General features: G+C 58.4%; 17 protein-coding genes. 13 read left to right on the top strand and 4 right to left on the bottom strand.

Annotation, left to right across the window (positions count from 1 at the left end):
• Positions 1 to 26 precede the first annotated feature (26 nt).
• From ACTWLJ_RS24110 to ACTWLJ_RS24070, 9 genes are all read left to right on the top strand, one after another.
• Positions 27 to 1037, top strand: a complete 1011-nt coding sequence (locus tag ACTWLJ_RS24110) for a Gfo/Idh/MocA family protein (RefSeq protein ID WP_401210301.1) — start codon at positions 27 to 29, stop codon at positions 1035 to 1037.
• A gap of 128 nt (positions 1038 to 1165) precedes the next feature.
• Positions 1166 to 2026, top strand: a complete 861-nt coding sequence (locus tag ACTWLJ_RS24105; protein WP_445178745.1) for a sugar phosphate isomerase/epimerase family protein — start codon at positions 1166 to 1168, stop codon at positions 2024 to 2026.
• A gap of 160 nt (positions 2027 to 2186) precedes the next feature.
• Positions 2187 to 3239 (top strand): Gfo/Idh/MocA family protein, encoded by a 1053-nt coding sequence (locus ACTWLJ_RS24100; protein ID WP_445178744.1) that lies wholly within the window; start codon positions 2187 to 2189, stop codon positions 3237 to 3239.
• A gap of 112 nt (positions 3240 to 3351) precedes the next feature.
• Entirely contained in the window at positions 3352 to 4278 is a 927-nt protein-coding gene (locus ACTWLJ_RS24095) for a sugar ABC transporter substrate-binding protein (protein ID WP_445178743.1), read from the top strand.
• 70 nt (positions 4279 to 4348) lie between these two features.
• The gene (locus ACTWLJ_RS24090) at positions 4349 to 5914 is read left to right on the top strand and encodes a sugar ABC transporter ATP-binding protein (protein WP_445178742.1); all 1566 of its coding nucleotides are present in this window, start codon (positions 4349 to 4351) and stop codon (positions 5912 to 5914) included.
• A 57-nt stretch (positions 5915 to 5971) separates the two neighbouring features.
• Positions 5972 to 6994 carry an ABC transporter permease gene (locus ACTWLJ_RS24085; RefSeq protein ID WP_445178741.1) on the top strand — a complete coding sequence of 341 codons (1023 nt, stop codon included), beginning with the start codon at positions 5972 to 5974 and terminating at the stop codon, positions 6992 to 6994.
• Between the two features lie 327 nt (positions 6995 to 7321).
• The gene (locus ACTWLJ_RS24080) at positions 7322 to 7726 is read left to right on the top strand and encodes a TraR/DksA family transcriptional regulator (RefSeq protein WP_236485158.1); all 405 of its coding nucleotides are present in this window, start codon (positions 7322 to 7324) and stop codon (positions 7724 to 7726) included.
• 224 nt (positions 7727 to 7950) lie between these two features.
• Entirely contained in the window at positions 7951 to 9555 is a 1605-nt protein-coding gene (locus ACTWLJ_RS24075; protein ID WP_445178740.1) for a methyl-accepting chemotaxis protein, read from the top strand.
• A 112-nt stretch (positions 9556 to 9667) separates the two neighbouring features.
• The gene (locus tag ACTWLJ_RS24070) at positions 9668 to 9871 is read left to right on the top strand and encodes a hypothetical protein (RefSeq protein ID WP_401210315.1); all 204 of its coding nucleotides are present in this window, start codon (positions 9668 to 9670) and stop codon (positions 9869 to 9871) included.
• A 6-nt stretch (positions 9872 to 9877) separates the two neighbouring features.
• On the opposite strand, the gene ACTWLJ_RS24065 is transcribed toward ACTWLJ_RS24070, so the two are convergent.
• Both ACTWLJ_RS24065 and ACTWLJ_RS24060 read right to left on the bottom strand, forming a co-directional pair.
• Positions 9878 to 10114 (bottom strand): DUF2789 family protein, encoded by a 237-nt coding sequence (locus tag ACTWLJ_RS24065; RefSeq protein WP_445178739.1) that lies wholly within the window; start codon positions 10112 to 10114, stop codon positions 9878 to 9880.
• Positions 10115 to 10146: 32 nt separating this feature from the next.
• Complete coding sequence (locus ACTWLJ_RS24060) at positions 10147 to 10422, bottom strand: hypothetical protein (protein ID WP_401210320.1); 276 nt, start codon at positions 10420 to 10422, stop codon at positions 10147 to 10149.
• Between the two features lie 427 nt (positions 10423 to 10849).
• Between ACTWLJ_RS24060 and ACTWLJ_RS24055 the strand changes: the two genes are divergently transcribed.
• The 3 genes from ACTWLJ_RS24055 (at position 10850) to ACTWLJ_RS24045 (ending at position 12648) form a co-directional block, all read left to right on the top strand.
• A complete protein-coding gene (locus ACTWLJ_RS24055; protein ID WP_401210426.1) occupies positions 10850 to 11299 on the top strand; it encodes a hypothetical protein in 450 nt (149 codons plus the stop codon).
• Positions 11300 to 11304: 5 nt separating this feature from the next.
• Positions 11305 to 11502, top strand: coding sequence for a hypothetical protein (locus ACTWLJ_RS24050; RefSeq protein WP_401210323.1), 198 nt, complete (start codon positions 11305 to 11307; stop codon positions 11500 to 11502).
• Positions 11503 to 11631: 129 nt separating this feature from the next.
• Positions 11632 to 12648, top strand: coding sequence for an ABC transporter substrate-binding protein (locus tag ACTWLJ_RS24045; RefSeq protein ID WP_445178738.1), 1017 nt, complete (start codon positions 11632 to 11634; stop codon positions 12646 to 12648).
• 88 nt (positions 12649 to 12736) lie between these two features.
• On the opposite strand, the gene ACTWLJ_RS24040 is transcribed toward ACTWLJ_RS24045, so the two are convergent.
• Positions 12737 to 14869: a TonB-dependent receptor gene (locus ACTWLJ_RS24040; protein WP_445178737.1), complete on the bottom strand. Its 2133-nt coding sequence runs from the start codon at positions 14867 to 14869 to the stop codon at positions 12737 to 12739.
• Between the two features lie 90 nt (positions 14870 to 14959).
• Positions 14960 to 15346: a DUF2946 domain-containing protein gene (locus ACTWLJ_RS24035; RefSeq protein ID WP_445178736.1), complete on the bottom strand. Its 387-nt coding sequence runs from the start codon at positions 15344 to 15346 to the stop codon at positions 14960 to 14962.
• 94 nt (positions 15347 to 15440) lie between these two features.
• On the opposite strand from ACTWLJ_RS24035, the gene ACTWLJ_RS24030 reads away from it, so the two are divergent.
• Positions 15441 to 15881: a DUF3995 domain-containing protein gene (locus tag ACTWLJ_RS24030; RefSeq protein WP_445178735.1), complete on the top strand. Its 441-nt coding sequence runs from the start codon at positions 15441 to 15443 to the stop codon at positions 15879 to 15881.
• Positions 15882 to 15967 lie beyond the last annotated feature (86 nt).

Genomic DNA, 15967 nt, shown 5'->3' with positions numbered 1-15967 from the left:
CCTGAAACCCGAAATGGAGAATGTTCATGTCTTTGAAGCTTGGCGTTATCGGTACCGGGGCCATCGGCCAGGATCACATCCGTCGTTGCAGCCAGACTTTGCTTAATAGTCAGGTCGTCGCCGTCACCGACATCAATTTGCAGCAGGCTGCCAAGGTTGTTGCCGATCTGAAGCTGACGGCCGAGGTTTACCCGGACGGTCACGCGCTGATCAAGGCGCCAGAGGTCGAGGCGATCCTCGTCACCTCCTGGGGCCCGAGCCACGAAGAGTTTGTGCTGGCAGCGATTGCCGCGGGCAAACCGGTGTTCTGTGAGAAGCCGCTGGCAGTCACCGCCGAAGGTTGCCGCAAGATCGTCGAGGCGGAAGTCGCCCACGGCAAGCGTCTGGTGCAGGTCGGTTTCATGCGTCCGTACGATGAAGGTTATCGTGCGCTGAAAGCGGTGATCGACAGTGGCCAGATCGGCGAGCCGTTGATGCTGCACTGCGCGCACCGCAACCCGAGCGTGGGCGAAAACTACAAGACCGACATGGCAATCACCGACACGCTGATCCATGAGCTGGATGTGCTGCGCTGGTTGCTCGACGACGATTACGTGTCGGTGCAAGTGGTGTTCCCGCGCAAGTCGAGCAAGGCGCTGGCGCATTTGAAAGACCCGCAGATCGTCCTGCTGGAAACCGCCAAGGGCACGCGCATCGATGTCGAGGTTTTCGTCAATTGCCAGTATGGCTACGACATTCAGTGCGAAGTGGTGGGGGAGACCGGCATCGCGAAACTGCCGGAGCCGCAGCAAGTGCAAATGCGCAGCGGCGCCAAGCTGTCGAACGCGATTCTGATGGACTGGAAGGATCGCTTCATCGGCGCCTATGACGTCGAGTTGCAGGCGTTCATCGATAGCGTGCGCGCAGGGCAGGTCGGTGGCCCATCGGCATGGGACGGTTTCGCCGCTGCCGTTGCTGCCGACGCGTGCATTGAAGCCCAGAACAACGGTCAGATAGTAAAAGTAACCCTGCCTGACCGCCCACACTTTTACGGATAACCCAATCCCCTTGTGGGAGCGTGCTTGCTCGCGAATTCGGTGGTTCAGGAGCCACCGATGTTGAATGACACACCGCTTTCGCGAGCAAGCTCGCTCCCACAGGGGACGTGGTGCAGGAGAACAAGAACATGCGCATCGCACTAGATCCCTACATGTACCGCAATCTGTCCCTCGGCAAGATGGTCGACAAGGTTGCCGAGCTCGGTTACGAACACATCGAGCTCTCGCCCCGCGAAGACTTTCTGCCGTTCTACAAAGCCCCGCGCGTCGACAAGGCGCGGATCAAGGAGTTTCGCAAAGCCTTGAGCGACACCGGGGTCAAACTTTCTTCCTTATTACCGATGTACCACTGGGCCGCCGCCGACGAAGGCCTGCGTGTGGCCGCCGTGCGCAACTGGAAACGGGCGATCCAGATTGCCGTGGAAATGGACTGCGAGCTGGTCAACACCGAATTCACCGGTCAGTCGGACAACCCGCTGGTGTGCGAAAACCAGTTCATGCGCTCGATGGATGAGTTGATGCCCGAGTTCGAACGCGAAGGCATCAAGCTCGACATTCAGGCGCACCCGTACGACTTCTGCGAGCGCAACAACGAGTCGGTGGACATCATTCGCGGGCTTGATCGCGACTGGATCAACTACCTCTACGCCGCACCGCACACGTTTTTCTATGACGACGGCGTTGGTGACATTGCCTCGATGCTCAAGTACGCCGGGTCGAAACTCAGCCACTTGATCATCGCCGACACCTACAACCACAAGGCCTCGTCGGGGTTGCGCTACATCGTCAATCCGCCGGGCGTGACTGCCACCGTGCATCAGCATCTGGACATCGGCCAGGGTGAAGTCGATTGGGAGGCGTTCTTCAGCACCTTGCGCGAGATCAAGTTCGACGGCATCGCCACGGTCTCGGTGTTCGCCTGGGAAGACCGGCCGGATGAGTCCAACCGGATGATGCTCGAACGGGTCAAAAGCGAACTCTGCCGCTGATCCTGCACGCAATACCTGTGGGAGCGAGCTTGCTCGCGAAGGCGTCAGTACAGCCAATATCGATGTCGCCTGACACATCGCTATCGCGAGCAGGCTAGCTCCCACAAAAGCCGCATTTATCCAACAAGCGGCTCACAGAACAATAAGAAGGAGTCGAATCATGCGTATCGGACTTGTCGGTTACGGCCATGGCGGCCGGTTTTTTCATGCGCCGCTGCTCAGCAGTCTGCCCGGCGCGACGTTTGCCGGTGTGGTCACTCGCTCCCCGGAGCGCCGACAATTGCTGGCCGCTGAATACCCCGGCGTAGCGGCGTTCGACAGCATTGGCCAACTGGTCGAGGCCGGCGTCGATGTGTTGGTGATCTCCACGCCGCTGAAGGGCCGTCCGGCGCTGGTGCTCGATGGTCTTGAGCATGGGGTGATGGTGGTCAGTGACAAACCCTTCGCCGCCGATGCGCAACAGGCACAAACCCTGATCACCATGGCCGAGCGCCAAGGCGTGCGGCTCAGTGTTTATCAGAATCGACGCTGGGATTCGGACTTTCTCACCGTGCGCAAACTCATCGAGTCGGGCGCGCTGGGGCAGGTCACGCGTTTCGAATCACGGGTCGAGCGTTACTCGCCGCAGTCGGTGAACAACGGCAGCGGAGGCGGTTTTCTGCGCGATCTGGGTAGTCATCTGGTTGATCAGGCGTTGTTGCTGTTCGGCCCTGTCAGGCAGGTGTATGCCGAGCTGGACTACCAGGACAAAGACCAGACCTACGACAACGGTTTTTTTGTCTCTCTGACCCACGCCAACGGGGTCGTCTCGCACCTCGGCGGCAGTTGCCTGCAAAGCACGCCCGGCCCGCGCTTTCGCGTCACCGGAACCCAGGGTTGCTACAGCGTTGATGGCCTCGACGGGCAAGAGGCTCAGGCGCTGGCAGGGCTCTCGCCAAAAACCGAGGGTGAACGTTGGGGCGTTGAGGAACATCGCCGCTGGGGCTGGTTTGAACACGCTGACGAACGCGAGCGCGTGCCGTCGGAGCGGGGTTGCTGGCAACAGTTCTATCTGCAGCTACAAACCGCGTTACAGACTGGCGGCCCATTGCCGGTCGAGGCCCATGATGCACTGGCGACCACCCTGGTTCTGGACGCTGCGCGGCAGAGCTTCAAGCAACGTCAGGTGGTCGAACTGAGCCCGATTGGAAGCCATGGAATAAATTTAGAATAAAATTCTAAAATGAGTTGATATGGAAAATAAATTCCAATAGAGTCAATTTTGCCTACAGAAATCGTCACGACTGATCCATAAAACCAACAAGAAATGTGGAGAAAGACAGTTCATGAAGACCCATCTGCGTTTTGCCTCGCTGGCCCTGTCCTTGATGTTTGTCAGCGGCGCTGCCCTTGCCGATATGAAGATCGGCGTCAGCATGTCCCAGTTCGACGACACTTGGCTGACCTACCTGCGTGAATCCATGGACAAGAAAGCCAAGTCCTATCCCGATGGTGTGCAACTGCAATTCGAAGACGCCCGCAGTGACGTGGTCAAGCAGTTGAGCCAGGTCGAAAGCTTCATCAGCCAGAAAGTCGATGCCATCGTGGTCAACCCGGTGGACACTGCCGCCACCCGGAAAATCACCGAAGCCGCCGTAAAAGCCGGCATCCCGCTGGTCTACGTCAACCGTCGCCCGGATGACCTCAAACTGCCAAAAGGTGTGGTCACCGTAGCCTCCGACGACCTTGAGGCCGGCAAAATGCAGATGCAGTACCTTGCCGAAAAACTCGGCGGCAAGGGCGAAATCGTGATTCTGCTCGGCGACCTCGCCAACAACTCCACCACCAACCGCACCAAAGGCGTCAAAGAGGTGCTGGCCAAATACCCGAACATCAAGATCGAACAGGAGCAGACCGGCATCTGGCTGCGGGATAAAGGCATGACGCTGGTCAACGACTGGCTGACCCAGGGTCGCAAGTTCGACGCTGTGGTTTCCAACAATGACGAAATGGCCATCGGTGCCGCCATGGCCCTGCAACAGGCCGGCGTCGAGAAGGGCAGTGTGTTGATTGCGGGTGTCGACGGCACGCCGGACGGCTTGAACGCAATCAAGAAAGGCAACATGGCGGTCTCGGTGTTCCAGGACGCCAAAGGTCAGGCAGACGGCTCCATCGACACCGCAGTGAAAATGGCCAGGAACGAGGCGGTTGAACAGAACGTCTGGGTACCTTATCGCCTGATCACCCCGGAAAACGTCGATACCTTCAAGTAATACGTCGGTTCAATAACAACAATAATCCTGCAGGGTTGCTGCCGCGACCTTGCTGATGGAGTACCTGAACATGTTCGCTTCAGCGACCGCTTCGAGCACCTCGTTGCTGGATATCCAGCCAACTGCAACACCTGTCGATGAGCCGTACCTGCTGGAGATCACCAACATCAGCAAGGGTTTTCCCGGTGTGGTGGCTTTGTCCGATGTGCAACTGCGTGTGCGTCCGGGTTCCGTACTGGCGCTGATGGGCGAGAACGGCGCGGGCAAGTCGACGTTGATGAAAATCATCGCAGGCATCTACCAGCCCGATGCTGGCGAGCTGCGCCTGCGGGGCAAGCCGGTGGTTTTCGAAACGCCGCTGGCGGCACTTCAGGCGGGGATCGCAATGATCCACCAGGAACTCAACCTGATGCCGCACATGAGCATCGCCGAGAACATCTGGATTGGCCGCGAGCAGCTCAACGGCCTGCACATGATCGACCACCGCGCCATGCACCGTTGCACCGCGCAACTGCTGGAGCGCTTGCGCATCAACCTCGATCCCGAGGAGCAGGTCGGCAACCTGAGCATCGCCGAACGGCAGATGGTCGAGATCGCCAAAGCGGTGTCCTACGACTCCGACATTCTGATCATGGATGAGCCGACCTCGGCGATCACCGAAAAGGAAGTCGCGCACCTGTTCTCGATCATTGCCGACCTCAAACGCCAAGGTAAAGGCATCATCTACATCACCCACAAAATGAACGAAGTGTTCGCCATCGCCGATGAAGTGGCGGTGTTCCGCGACGGCGCTTACATCGGTCTGCAACGCGCCGACAGCATGGACGGCGACAGCCTGATTTCTATGATGGTCGGACGCGAACTGAGCCAGTTGTTCCCGGTGCGCGAGAAGCCGATTGGCGATCTGCTGATGTCGGTTCGCGATCTGAAACTCGACGGCATATTTCAGGGTGTGTCGTTCGATCTGCACGCCGGGGAGATTCTCGGCATCGCCGGGCTGATGGGCTCGGGCCGCACCAACGTCGCCGAAACCATTTTTGGCATCACTCCTAGCGACAGCGGTGAAATCCGCCTCGATGGCCAAGTGGTGCGCATCACCGATCCGCACATGGCCATCGAGAAGGGTTTCGCGCTGTTGACCGAGGATCGCAAGCTCAGTGGCCTGTTCCCGTGCCTGTCGGTGCTGGAAAACATGGAAATGGCCGTATTGCCGCATTACGCCGGTCACGGTTTCATCCAGCAGAAAGCCCTGCGCGCGCTGTGCGAAGACATGTGCAAGAAGCTGCGGGTGAAAACTCCTTCGCTGGAGCAGTGCATCGACACCCTGTCTGGCGGCAATCAGCAGAAAGCCTTGCTCGCCCGCTGGCTGATGACCAATCCACGAATTCTGATTCTCGACGAACCGACCCGTGGCATCGATGTCGGCGCCAAGGCCGAGATCTATCGGCTGATCTCCTTGCTCGCCAGCGAAGGCATGGCGGTGATCATGATTTCTTCGGAGTTGCCGGAAGTGCTCGGCATGAGCGACCGGGTGATGGTGATGCACGAGGGCGACCTGATGGGCACCCTCAGCCGCGACGAAGCCACCCAGGAACGGGTGATGCAACTGGCCTCGGGCATGTCCGTGGTTCACTAATTGATGCCGGTGTTGGCTGTGGCCGGCACTGGCGGTGCGATAGAAGGGTGAGTGGTTATGAACGCGATACTGGAAAACAAGCCTGCAACGGCACCGACCAAGAGTCGTCGGCGCTTTCCAACCGAACTGAGCATTTTTCTGGTGCTGATCGGTATCGGTCTGGTCTTCGAAGTATTCGGCTGGATCGTCCGCGACCAGAGCTTCCTGATGAACTCCCAGCGTCTGGTGCTGATGATCCTGCAAGTGTCGGTGATCGGCCTGCTGGCTATCGGCGTGACCCAGGTGATCATCACCACCGGGATCGACTTATCATCCGGTTCGGTGCTGGCGCTGTCGGCGATGATTGCCGCCAGTCTGGCGCAGACCTCGGATTTCGCCCGGGCGGTGTTTCCTTCGCTGACTGACTTGCCGGTGTGGATTCCGGTGATCGCCGGGCTCGGGGTCGGGCTGCTGGCGGGGGCGATCAACGGCAGCATCATCGCCATTACCGGGATTCCCCCGTTCATTGCCACCCTCGGCATGATGGTTTCGGCGCGCGGTCTGGCGCGTTACTACACCGAAGGTCAGCCGGTCAGCATGCTCTCCGACTCGTACACCGCGATTGGTCATGGGGCGATGCCGGTGGTCATCTTCCTGGTGGTCGCGGTGATTTTTCATATCGCATTGCGCTACACCAAGTACGGCAAGTACACCTACGCCATCGGCGGCAACATGCAGGCGGCGCGCACCTCGGGGATTAACGTCAAACGCCATCTGGTGATCGTCTACAGCATCGCCGGTCTGCTGGCGGGACTGGCTGGCGTCGTCGCATCGGCCCGGGCTGCGACGGGGCAAGCCGGGATGGGCATGTCCTACGAACTGGATGCGATTGCCGCCGCGGTGATTGGCGGTACCAGTCTGGCCGGCGGTGTCGGGCGGATTACCGGGACGGTGATCGGTGCACTGATTCTCGGGGTGATGGCCAGCGGGTTCACCTTCGTCGGCGTCGATGCCTACATTCAGGACATCATAAAAGGCCTGATCATCGTGGTGGCAGTGGTCATCGACCAGTACCGCAACAAGCGTAAACTCAAGCGCTGAAACCCTGAAAATCACGAAAATGCGCCACACCCGACCGGTGTGGCGCAGCCGTTTGTCTTCTATATACATCCGCTCGACTGAATTTCTTGCTATAAACGCACTCCGATAATCGCCGTGAAGCCTGTATCAGAGCAGTTTCCGGGCTTTGTCGGACAAATTTGCTGGATTTCCAGTTGCTGAGGCCTCAAGTCGGCCTTAGACTGCCGCCCCTCGTAAATTGAGTGCCGGGTGGCGTTTGCCATAAACGATGCCTTTCCGATGACCGAAGACGGTTTACCGGAACGCTCCCTTATTCGCCTTAATGCACGTTTTTTTATAGAGATATCAATGACAAAGGACAAGTTGCTGGCCATGCCGGCAGATGACTACATGAATGCCGAGCAACACGCTTTTTTCAGCGCGCTGTTGCAGAACATGAAAGTCGAAACCCACGAGCGCATTGAGCAGAACCGTATCGCCATTGAAAGCCTGGACACCCCGGCTGACCCGGCAGATGCGGCATCGGTTGAAGAAGAGCGCACCTGGCTGGTAAACGCGATCGATCGCGACCAGCGTATGTTGCCGCAACTGGAACAAGCCCTTGAGCGCATCAAGGAAGACAGCTTTGGCTGGTGCGACGACAGCGGCGAGGCCATTGGCCTGAAACGCCTGCTGATCAGCCCGACCACCAAGTACTGCATCGAAGCTCAAGAGCGTCACGAGCAGATCGACAAGCACCAGCGTCAGGCTTGATTCCTGAGACGACCCGCCATTTGCGGGCGTCCTGAAAAGATCGCAGCCTTCGGCAGCTCCTATATGGAGCGGCTGAAGGCTGCGATCTTTGCTTTTGCTCGTCTGCGATATTTCACGTCGTTCCATTGACCTGCCACAGACCCACGACTAACGGACCATGGATAATGGCCTTGTAGTGGCGTTTAATGCAGTCACAATAATGAGAACAAGCGTGGGGTGTTGATATGACGAGAGATGGATCTCTGGTTGGGGCTTTGCCTGCACCAGTGCTTTTGCCGAAAAACCGCTGGCTTTCGCCGACCTTGCAGAGCATCGCCCTGATGCTGCTGTTAGCCGGTATGACGCTGGGTGGATGGTCGTTATACGTTGGCATGCCGTTGGCGGTGCTGATTGTCTGGCTGCCGCGCCTGCGTTCCCGTGCGACACCCGATGTGCAGCCTGCCGAATCCGGCAATGCCATGTCCGAACTGACTCGCGACCTTTCCTACACCACCAGTCACAACGCCTTGTCGGCTGCCGGCGTAGCCTTTTCCGTCAAGGAACTCGCCAGCAAGCTGCAATCGCAACTCGACGCGGCAGCGCGGATCGTCAGCAACGCTGAAGTCATGATCACCACTGAACAGGCCACCTCGCAGCTCAGTCGCGAAGCACTTGAGGCTGCCAGCGAGGCTCATCACAGCAGCGCGGCGGGCCGAACTGAACTGATCGATTCGATTTCACGCATGCATCAGCTCAGTCAACGCGCCAATGCCAGCCGGGAACTGATCGAAGCCCTGAGCCAGCGTAGTGACGACATTCAGCGCGTGACGCTGGTGATTCAGTCCATCGCCAGCCAGACCAATCTGCTTGCCTTGAACGCGGCAATCGAAGCGGCCCGGGCCGGTGAGCATGGCCGTGGTTTTGCGGTAGTGGCGGATGAGGTGCGCGGTCTGGCAGCGCGTACGGCGTCGGCCACCGGCGAAGTGGGCGAGATGGTCGCAGATATTCAGCAGCGCACCGCGCAAGTGGTGGAGCAAATCCGCGAACTGTCGGGCGACCTGCAAAGCGGCGTCGAGCAGGTCGAGCATACCGGTCAGCATCTGGAGAACATCGCCCGGTTGGCGGCGGGCGTGGAAAGTCAGGTCGGTGAGATCGCCCGTGGCGCGCAGACCAATCGCGAGCAACTCGACAGCCTGTTCAAGGCCATCGAGCAGATGCGCAGCGATCTGGCGATCAGCGACCAGCAGACGCGACGTCTGGCCGAAGCGGCAGTGCAGATGGAAGGCCAGGCAGAAACCATCAGCGAACGTCTGGCCGAAGTCGGTCTGGATGATTACCACCAGCGTATCTACGACCTGGCGCGTGAGGGAGCGAGTCAGATCGCCGCGCGTTTCGAGGCCGATGTCGAGCAGGGGCGGATCAGCCTCGAAGATTTGTTCGACCGCCAATATCAGCCGATTTCCGGCACGCAACCGGCGAAGTTTCAAACGCGTTTTGACCGCTACACCGATCAGGTGTTGCCGGCGATTCAGGAGCCTTTATTGCCGCGTCACGAAGGATTGGTGTTCGCCATCGCCTGCACGCAGCAAGGTTATGTGCCGACGCACAATCAGGCGTTCTGTCAGCCGTTGACTGGCGATGTTCAAGTGGACGCGGTGGGCAATCGCACCAAACGCAAGTTCGCCGACCGCACTGGAATTCGCTGTGGCAGCCATCAACAACCGGTACTGCTGCAGACTTACACCCGCGACACCGGTGAGCTAATGCATGACCTGTCGGTGCCGATCATGCTCAAGGGCCGGCACTGGGGTGGATTGCGGTTGGGTTACAAACCCGAGAGTCCGCGCTGATCATTGTTACCGCATCTGTAACTGAGCTGTGCATCGTGGTTGCTGTTTCTGCTGCGTCGAAGTCATTAACATGCCGATATAGTTAGGCTGCTAATTAATTTCGGAGGTCAACATGCAGAGCAGAGTCGATGTTGCGGTGATGATTGGCAGCGGCGTGCCCGCCGGATTGCGCGCGATGGGGCAAAGCGTGTGTTGGGTTGTATTGCTCAACGGCGAGCGGCGCGGCACCGCGTTCGCCAGCCGGGACGAGGCGGAAGAGTGCAGGGCTGCCTGGCTCGCGCAATTGGAGACTGAGCACATGGGCAGCCTGCACTGACTGTTTTCAACGGCCGTCGTGCAGGCGTACGTTCAGTTCATCGACCAGAATCGCTTCCTCGCCATCAGCGCGTAGCCACTCTTTGAGTAGCTGTGCCTGGGACGGCGTCCAGAATTCGGCATCGATCAGCTTGGTATTGGCATCCAGCGGATGCGCTTCGATGAAGTCATCGATTGCCGTACCTTCCGCAGGCAGCCCCAGTTGTTCGAACAGGGTTTTCAGATCAAATGCAGGCAGTTCCATCGTGTGCTCCTTGAAAGTGGTCGATCATTCTTTTATCTGAGGCGGTCGCCGCTCAGGAGTTCGATTCGCATTTCAAGAGAACGGGCGAGGGCGCAGGCTTCGTTATGATCTTCGCGGAAACCTCTTACGCGGCCGGTGGATGATTCTTTTATGTGAAAGAACGCGGTACCGGCCGGTACTACACGAAAGCGTGGTGCCGCCATGCCCGGTTCCATTGCAGACGACACCTGCAAAGCCGCGACATGCAGTATGTCAGTGGGCTTGATGCGCAAATCGGTGGACGGTACAAAGTGAGTAAGAGTGCACATATGAAGTCCTTTTCATGGGTTAGCCGACATTTACTGGTCGGTTCGGGTAGTCGTGAGGAGCAGCGCTGCTCTAGAATCGCCAATACCTGTTGGCGACAGGTGCTTATCTAAAGCAATTTTTTACGTGCGATATGTCGGAAAAGGGCTTTTTTTCGTCAGTTTTTTCCTTAAAGTTTGTAGTCAGCCTTCTTTGGTCTTCATTGACGATTTTTCCTTCAAGGTTTGGCGAACATTGAGGCAAGTTTCGCGAGTGACTTTCCAGTAGTCTTACGAACCTCGCGACGATTGAGCGCTCTGCTCAATTCAGGCTTTTACTTGAGTCATTCGGCAACACCATCGGCCTGGCCGTTTTTTATGCCGTGCGCGTTTTCCGTGTACGGCTTTTTTCAGATGTGGGGATGGTTCTTTGGCAGTCAGTAATCTCGATATGCATGCTTTGTTCGTGCTGGGTGATTTGCGCGCAAAGCTGGTCAAGCTGTTTCAATCGCGTTTCGTTTACATCACCGAGCAGAATGCCGAAGGCATTTATGTTGCCGAAATCGACACCGAAAGTGCTTTGGTGGTCGATGACAAACCCGGGCTCAAACTCAAGGTCGGCGATCACTTCAGCGCCTCGGTCCTGCCGAGTCGCGAAGGCGGAAAAATGGATATTCGTTTCCGCGAGATCAAATTGACCGTTTACGGTCTGGGCGATTACGCCTTTGTCACCACGGCGGACGGCGAAGCCATTCTGTTCAAGGAAGGCCACAGCGTGGTGACGGTATTTGCCGCGCACCAACAATTGCAGGAAGGCCTGACCAAGACCCTCAAGGCTGTTACCGGTAAAGCCGCGAAATGGCGCAAGGGCGAGTTGATCACTTTCAAAGCCAGCGAGTGAGCGGCGTGAGTCGCGCCGATTTCCACTCGCAGAACCTCGACCAGGCTCTTGAGGAAGCACAGCGTCTGTTCGCCGCCAAGGCGCAGATGCAGGGCGCCTGGCTGGGGTGGGTTGCGTCCGAGATCTACTCGTTGCGCCCTGCGGAATACGCCGGGATGGTCAGACGAGAGCTGCAACGCTTGCAGGAAATTTCTGAAAAGTAGTCCCCGCACCTCGTATCACGCTTAAAAAGCAGGAACCTCTACTACAGTCAGATGACTTAAGTATTCAGAGGCTTGCCGGTCTTCTGTAGGCCATCCTGCCATTGCTGTGAACCGCACGAGGTGCAATGCATGAACGGATTTCAACGGCTTGTTGCCGCCAGTCTTGCCACATTCGGCTTGTTGACGTCGGCGTCGGCGGTCAACGCTGCGCCAGCGCCGATCCATTTTGCCGACCTGAACTGGGAAAGCGGCAGCCTGATCAGCGAGGTTTTGCGGATCATCGTCGAGAAGGGCTATGGCCTGCCGACCGACACATTGCCCGGGACTACCATCACTTTGGAGACCGCACTGGCCAACAATGACATTCAGGTCATTGGCGAGGAGTGGGCCGGTCGTAGTCCGGTGTGGGTCAAGGCAGAAGCCGAAGGCAAGGTCGTCAGCCTAGGCGACACGGTCAAGGGCGCCACCGAGGGCTGGTGGGTGCCGGAATACGTGATCAAGGGCGATCCAGCCAAGGGCATCAAACCGCTGGCGCCCGACCTGCGCAGTGTCACTGATCTGGCGAAATACAAGGACGTGTTCAAGGACCCGGAAAGTCCGAGCAAGGGGCGCTTCCTCAACAGTCCGATTGGCTGGACTTCAGAAGTGGTCAACAAGCAGAAACTGACGGCTTACGGCTTGCAGGATGACTACACCAACTTCCGTAGTGGTTCAGGGGCGGCGCTGGATGCCGAAATCACTTCATCGATCCGTCGCGGCAAGCCGGTGCTGTTCTACTACTGGTCGCCGACGCCGTTGCTCGGCAAGTTCAAACTGGTTCAGCTGCAAGAGCCGCCGTTCGATGCCGAAGCGTGGAAGACCCTGACCGACGCTGACAATCCCAATCCGAAACCAACCCGTTCGCTGGCGTCGAAACTGTCGATTGGCGTGTCTACGCCGTTCCAGAAAGAGCATCCGGAAATCGTGGCGTTTTTCAGTAAAGTGGATTTTCCGATTGATGCGCTGAACAAGGCATTAGCCGAAATGAGCGAGAAGCACACCGCGCCTCGGGATGCGGCGCAAGCCTTCATGAAGGCGCATCCGGATGTGTGGCAGGCGTGGTTGTCCAAGGATGTGGCGGACAAGGTTTTGGCTGATCTGAAATAGACGGTGTTTCGGCTGGCCTATTCGCGAGCAAGCTCGCTCCCACAGGGGAACGCATTCCAATGTGGGAGTGAGCCTGCTCGCGATGCTTTTAGAACCGGGTTTGTACTGCCAATTCGAAGGTGCGCGGCGTACCGAGGTAGTACGCCGGTGACACATGCGCAAACTCGGCATACACCTCGTTGGTCAGGTTACGCACGCGACCGGTGACGGTGGTGTGCGAGTCGACCTTGTAGCTGAGGAAACTGCCGAACAGCGTGTAGGACGGCACCGTCATGGTGTTGGCATTGTCGGCAAACACCGAGGCCACGTAGCGGGCATCGACGCCACCTTGCCATTGCGAAGAAAAGTCATAGGTCAGCCACAGGTTGCCGACGCGGTCCGGGACGTTGGTCGGCGTGTTGCCCTTGCGCGATACAACCACGCCAGCGGCATTCTTCTCGTTGAACTCGTCGTACTGCGCATCGACCCAAGCGAAGTTACCTTCGGCCAGCAACTTGTCGGTGATCCGCAACGAGCTGGCAATCTCGATGCCTTTCGACGTTTGCTGTCCCACCGGGATGCTGCTGGTCGGGTCCAGTGGATCGGTGACCGCGAAGTCCTTGCGCTCGATGGTGTACGCCGCAACCGTCGCCGAACCTCGGCCGTTCAGGTAGTCGAACTTGCTACCGATTTCCCATTGTTTGCCGGTCGAAACATCGAAGTCCTGCGTGCCGTTCGGCTGTTCGGCGGCGGTGCTGTATTGCACATAGACGTTGGCTGAAGGAATGAACTGATAGGTCAGGCCAACCCGGCCGGTCAGCGGTTCCCAACTGCGTTTGAGATGGCGAGGATTGCTGGCGGTCACCGTGCGATGGTTGGTCACGTCGAGGTCGATATCGTCGTAGCGCAGGCCGGTGAGCAGGGCGAGTTTGTCGGTCAGGGCCAGACGGTTTTCGGCGAACAGCGCTTTGGTGGTGACTTCGTTGGTCTTGTCGCTGACGAAGCCCGGTTTAGTGCCGGGGATGTCGTAGAAATGCCCCGGGCGATAGTTGTTCGGATCGACAGTGTTCGTACCTTTGACGTTGAGCGGCGAGTTGGTGGTCTGGTTGACCTTGTACTCGAAGCCGCCCGACCAGGTGGTGGCCAGACCGAACAGCGTATTGTCGTGACGCAGTTCGAACTGGTTGCCGTTCTGCTCACCCTGATGGCGCACCTGATAGGCCGTGGAGCGGTTCACTGCGCTGTTGTCGGCGTTGTATTGATAGGTTTCCAGGTTGCGGTAATCGCGCTGACTGTCGAGGTGATACAGCGTGTTGCGCAGGGTGGTGCTGTCGTTGATCCGGTAGTCGATGATCGAGCGTACCCAGATCGTGCGCTGCTCGTAGCGTCCGTCCTCGACGTTGTAGTTGTTGAAACGATTGTGCTTGTCGATCTTCAACTCGCCGGCCTTGGGGTTGAGCACCGGCGTGCCCCAGTACGGGCTGTCTTCGTGCTCGTCCTGATATTCCAGCGCCAGGGTGTGCGACAGGTTCGGCGTCAGATCGCTGAGCAGCGAGAACGCCACGCTCCACGCATCGCGTTCCTGACGATCAATGTAGCCGTTGCTGGTGTTGTGACTGACGTCCAGCCGCGCGTAGTGCTGCACGTCGGCGCCGGGCTCGGTGAGCGCGTGGTTGAGGCCGAACGCGGTTTCCGTGGTGTCGTAAGTGCCGTAGCTGACTCGGCCTTCCAGCGCTTGTTCGTCGCGGGTCGCCAGTTTGGTCACATAGTTCAGCGAGCCGCCCACCGAGCCGGCGCCGTTGATCAATGACGACGGGCCGCCGACCAGTTCCACCCGATCATAGATCCACGAATCCACCGGACGGGCGAGGCCGCCGGAGACGTTGATGCCGTTGAACATCTGGGTGATCTGACTGCTGGTGAATCCACGATAGGAGACAAAGCCGCCGAATCCCGGTGGTGCGCTGGAGTTAACGCCGGGCAGGGTATTGGCGGCGTCCTGGAAGTTCTGCGCGCCGTGACGTTCGATGTCGTTGCGATTGGCGATGGCCACAGAGGCCGGTGTGTCGCGTACGCTCAGGCCAAGGCGTGAGGCCATGCCGCTCGATTGGTCGAGGCTTAGTCCCGGCTCGTTGCCGGCTTCGCCATCAATGGTGATCGGGGCCAGATCGACAGTCGATTGTGCCCAGGCGTTAACGGACAGGCAGCCGCACAGGCTCGCCAGCAAAGTAAGATTTTTCATCAATGAATCCTGAATGCTCGTCTAGGAATCAGCGCACAGACAAACGCGGCGCGTTGGCGCAGTGGGCTGAACAGAAAAAGGCAAAGACACTCAGGCGAGCGGTGGGGCGCGGGGGTTGGCTGACGGCCAGGTGAAGCGGGCAGGGAGGTCGGCGCTGATGATGGGTGCCAGCGGCGGGCTGTGTTGTTCCGGCAGGATCGCCAGCGTCAGGCTAGAGTTGAACGCCGGGCCCATGCCGCCAGTGGAGCACAGCGGACAGCCGAAGGCCTTGGCCAGGGTCGGCAGTTTTTCTTCGGATGGATTGGTGGTTTGCGGCGCCTGGGTTGCAGGGTCTACCGCGCAGAACTGACCGCCGATGCCGTTGAGCTGCATCCCGACCATTTGTCCGTGACCGATGCTGCAGGCGAACACGTTGAACAGGACGCAGCAATAGAGCATCCAGGCCAGCAGTGAGCGATCGGAACGGTTGAATTTCATGGGGCGGCACTTTAACCCACCGCCGATCGGTCGTGCACTTCAAAAAATGCCGACTAGGATGTTTTGTTCAGATCCCTTTCAAGGATTCTCGACCATGACCTTTGCGTTGGCTCAATGGCTGGTGACGATATTTGCGGCAATCAGTCTGGTACATGTGTATTGGGCGTTGGGTGGGCAGTGGGCGGCGGCAGCGGTTGTGCCGCAAATCCCGGTGGATGGCTCAGGTTTGAAGCTGCGACCGGCGTTCAAGCCACGGGGCTGGATTACGTTTCTGGTGGCGGCTGCTTTGTTGGTGATTGCGGTTCTGGTGTGTCTGCGGGTGGGATGGTGGCTGCCGGCGGTGCATCACTGGTCGCTGCAATGGCTGATCAGTGCGATTGCGTTGTTGATGTTTGCGCGGGCGATTGGCGATTCGAATCTGGTGGGGTTTTTCAAGGAGATCAAAGGCTCGCGGTTTGCGCGGCTTGATACCTGGGCGTATTCGCCGTTGTGTGTAGTGCTGGGGGCGGGGTTATTGGCAGTGGCGTGGGTTTGAGGCTGATCTGGATTATCTGTTGATCAGACCGGCCTCTTCGCGGGCAAGCCCGCTCCCACAGTGATTGATGGTGTGCACAAAAGCCA

This window comes from Pseudomonas sp. McL0111 (assembly GCF_052567255.1).
The sequence above is the reverse complement of the archived record's forward strand: the minus strand, read 5'-3'. Positions and strand labels throughout refer to the sequence as shown.

What these genes read in the sequence shown, in the direction of transcription:
- ACTWLJ_RS24070 (WP_401210315.1), top strand. Translation starts at nt 9,668, where the DNA reads ATGCAGAGCAGAGTCGATGTTGCGGTGATGATTGGCAGCGGCGTGCCC.
- ACTWLJ_RS24100 (WP_445178744.1), top strand. Translation starts at nt 2,187, where the DNA reads ATGCGTATCGGACTTGTCGGTTACGGCCATGGCGGCCGGTTTTTTCAT.
- ACTWLJ_RS24110 (WP_401210301.1), top strand. Translation starts at nt 27, where the DNA reads ATGTCTTTGAAGCTTGGCGTTATCGGTACCGGGGCCATCGGCCAGGAT.
- ACTWLJ_RS24105 (WP_445178745.1), top strand. Translation starts at nt 1,166, where the DNA reads ATGCGCATCGCACTAGATCCCTACATGTACCGCAATCTGTCCCTCGGC.
- ACTWLJ_RS24065 (WP_445178739.1), bottom strand. Translation starts at nt 10,114, where the DNA reads ATGGAACTGCCTGCATTTGATCTGAAAACCCTGTTCGAACAACTGGGG.
- ACTWLJ_RS24060 (WP_401210320.1), bottom strand. Translation starts at nt 10,422, where the DNA reads ATGTGCACTCTTACTCACTTTGTACCGTCCACCGATTTGCGCATCAAG.
- ACTWLJ_RS24090 (WP_445178742.1), top strand. Translation starts at nt 4,349, where the DNA reads ATGTTCGCTTCAGCGACCGCTTCGAGCACCTCGTTGCTGGATATCCAG.
- ACTWLJ_RS24040 (WP_445178737.1), bottom strand. Translation starts at nt 14,869, where the DNA reads ATGAAAAATCTTACTTTGCTGGCGAGCCTGTGCGGCTGCCTGTCCGTT.
- ACTWLJ_RS24080 (WP_236485158.1), top strand. Translation starts at nt 7,322, where the DNA reads ATGACAAAGGACAAGTTGCTGGCCATGCCGGCAGATGACTACATGAAT.
- ACTWLJ_RS24055 (WP_401210426.1), top strand. Translation starts at nt 10,850, where the DNA reads ATGCATGCTTTGTTCGTGCTGGGTGATTTGCGCGCAAAGCTGGTCAAG.
- ACTWLJ_RS24085 (WP_445178741.1), top strand. Translation starts at nt 5,972, where the DNA reads ATGAACGCGATACTGGAAAACAAGCCTGCAACGGCACCGACCAAGAGT.
- ACTWLJ_RS24075 (WP_445178740.1), top strand. Translation starts at nt 7,951, where the DNA reads ATGACGAGAGATGGATCTCTGGTTGGGGCTTTGCCTGCACCAGTGCTT.
- ACTWLJ_RS24035 (WP_445178736.1), bottom strand. Translation starts at nt 15,346, where the DNA reads ATGAAATTCAACCGTTCCGATCGCTCACTGCTGGCCTGGATGCTCTAT.
- ACTWLJ_RS24045 (WP_445178738.1), top strand. Translation starts at nt 11,632, where the DNA reads ATGAACGGATTTCAACGGCTTGTTGCCGCCAGTCTTGCCACATTCGGC.
- ACTWLJ_RS24095 (WP_445178743.1), top strand. Translation starts at nt 3,352, where the DNA reads ATGAAGACCCATCTGCGTTTTGCCTCGCTGGCCCTGTCCTTGATGTTT.
- ACTWLJ_RS24030 (WP_445178735.1), top strand. Translation starts at nt 15,441, where the DNA reads ATGACCTTTGCGTTGGCTCAATGGCTGGTGACGATATTTGCGGCAATC.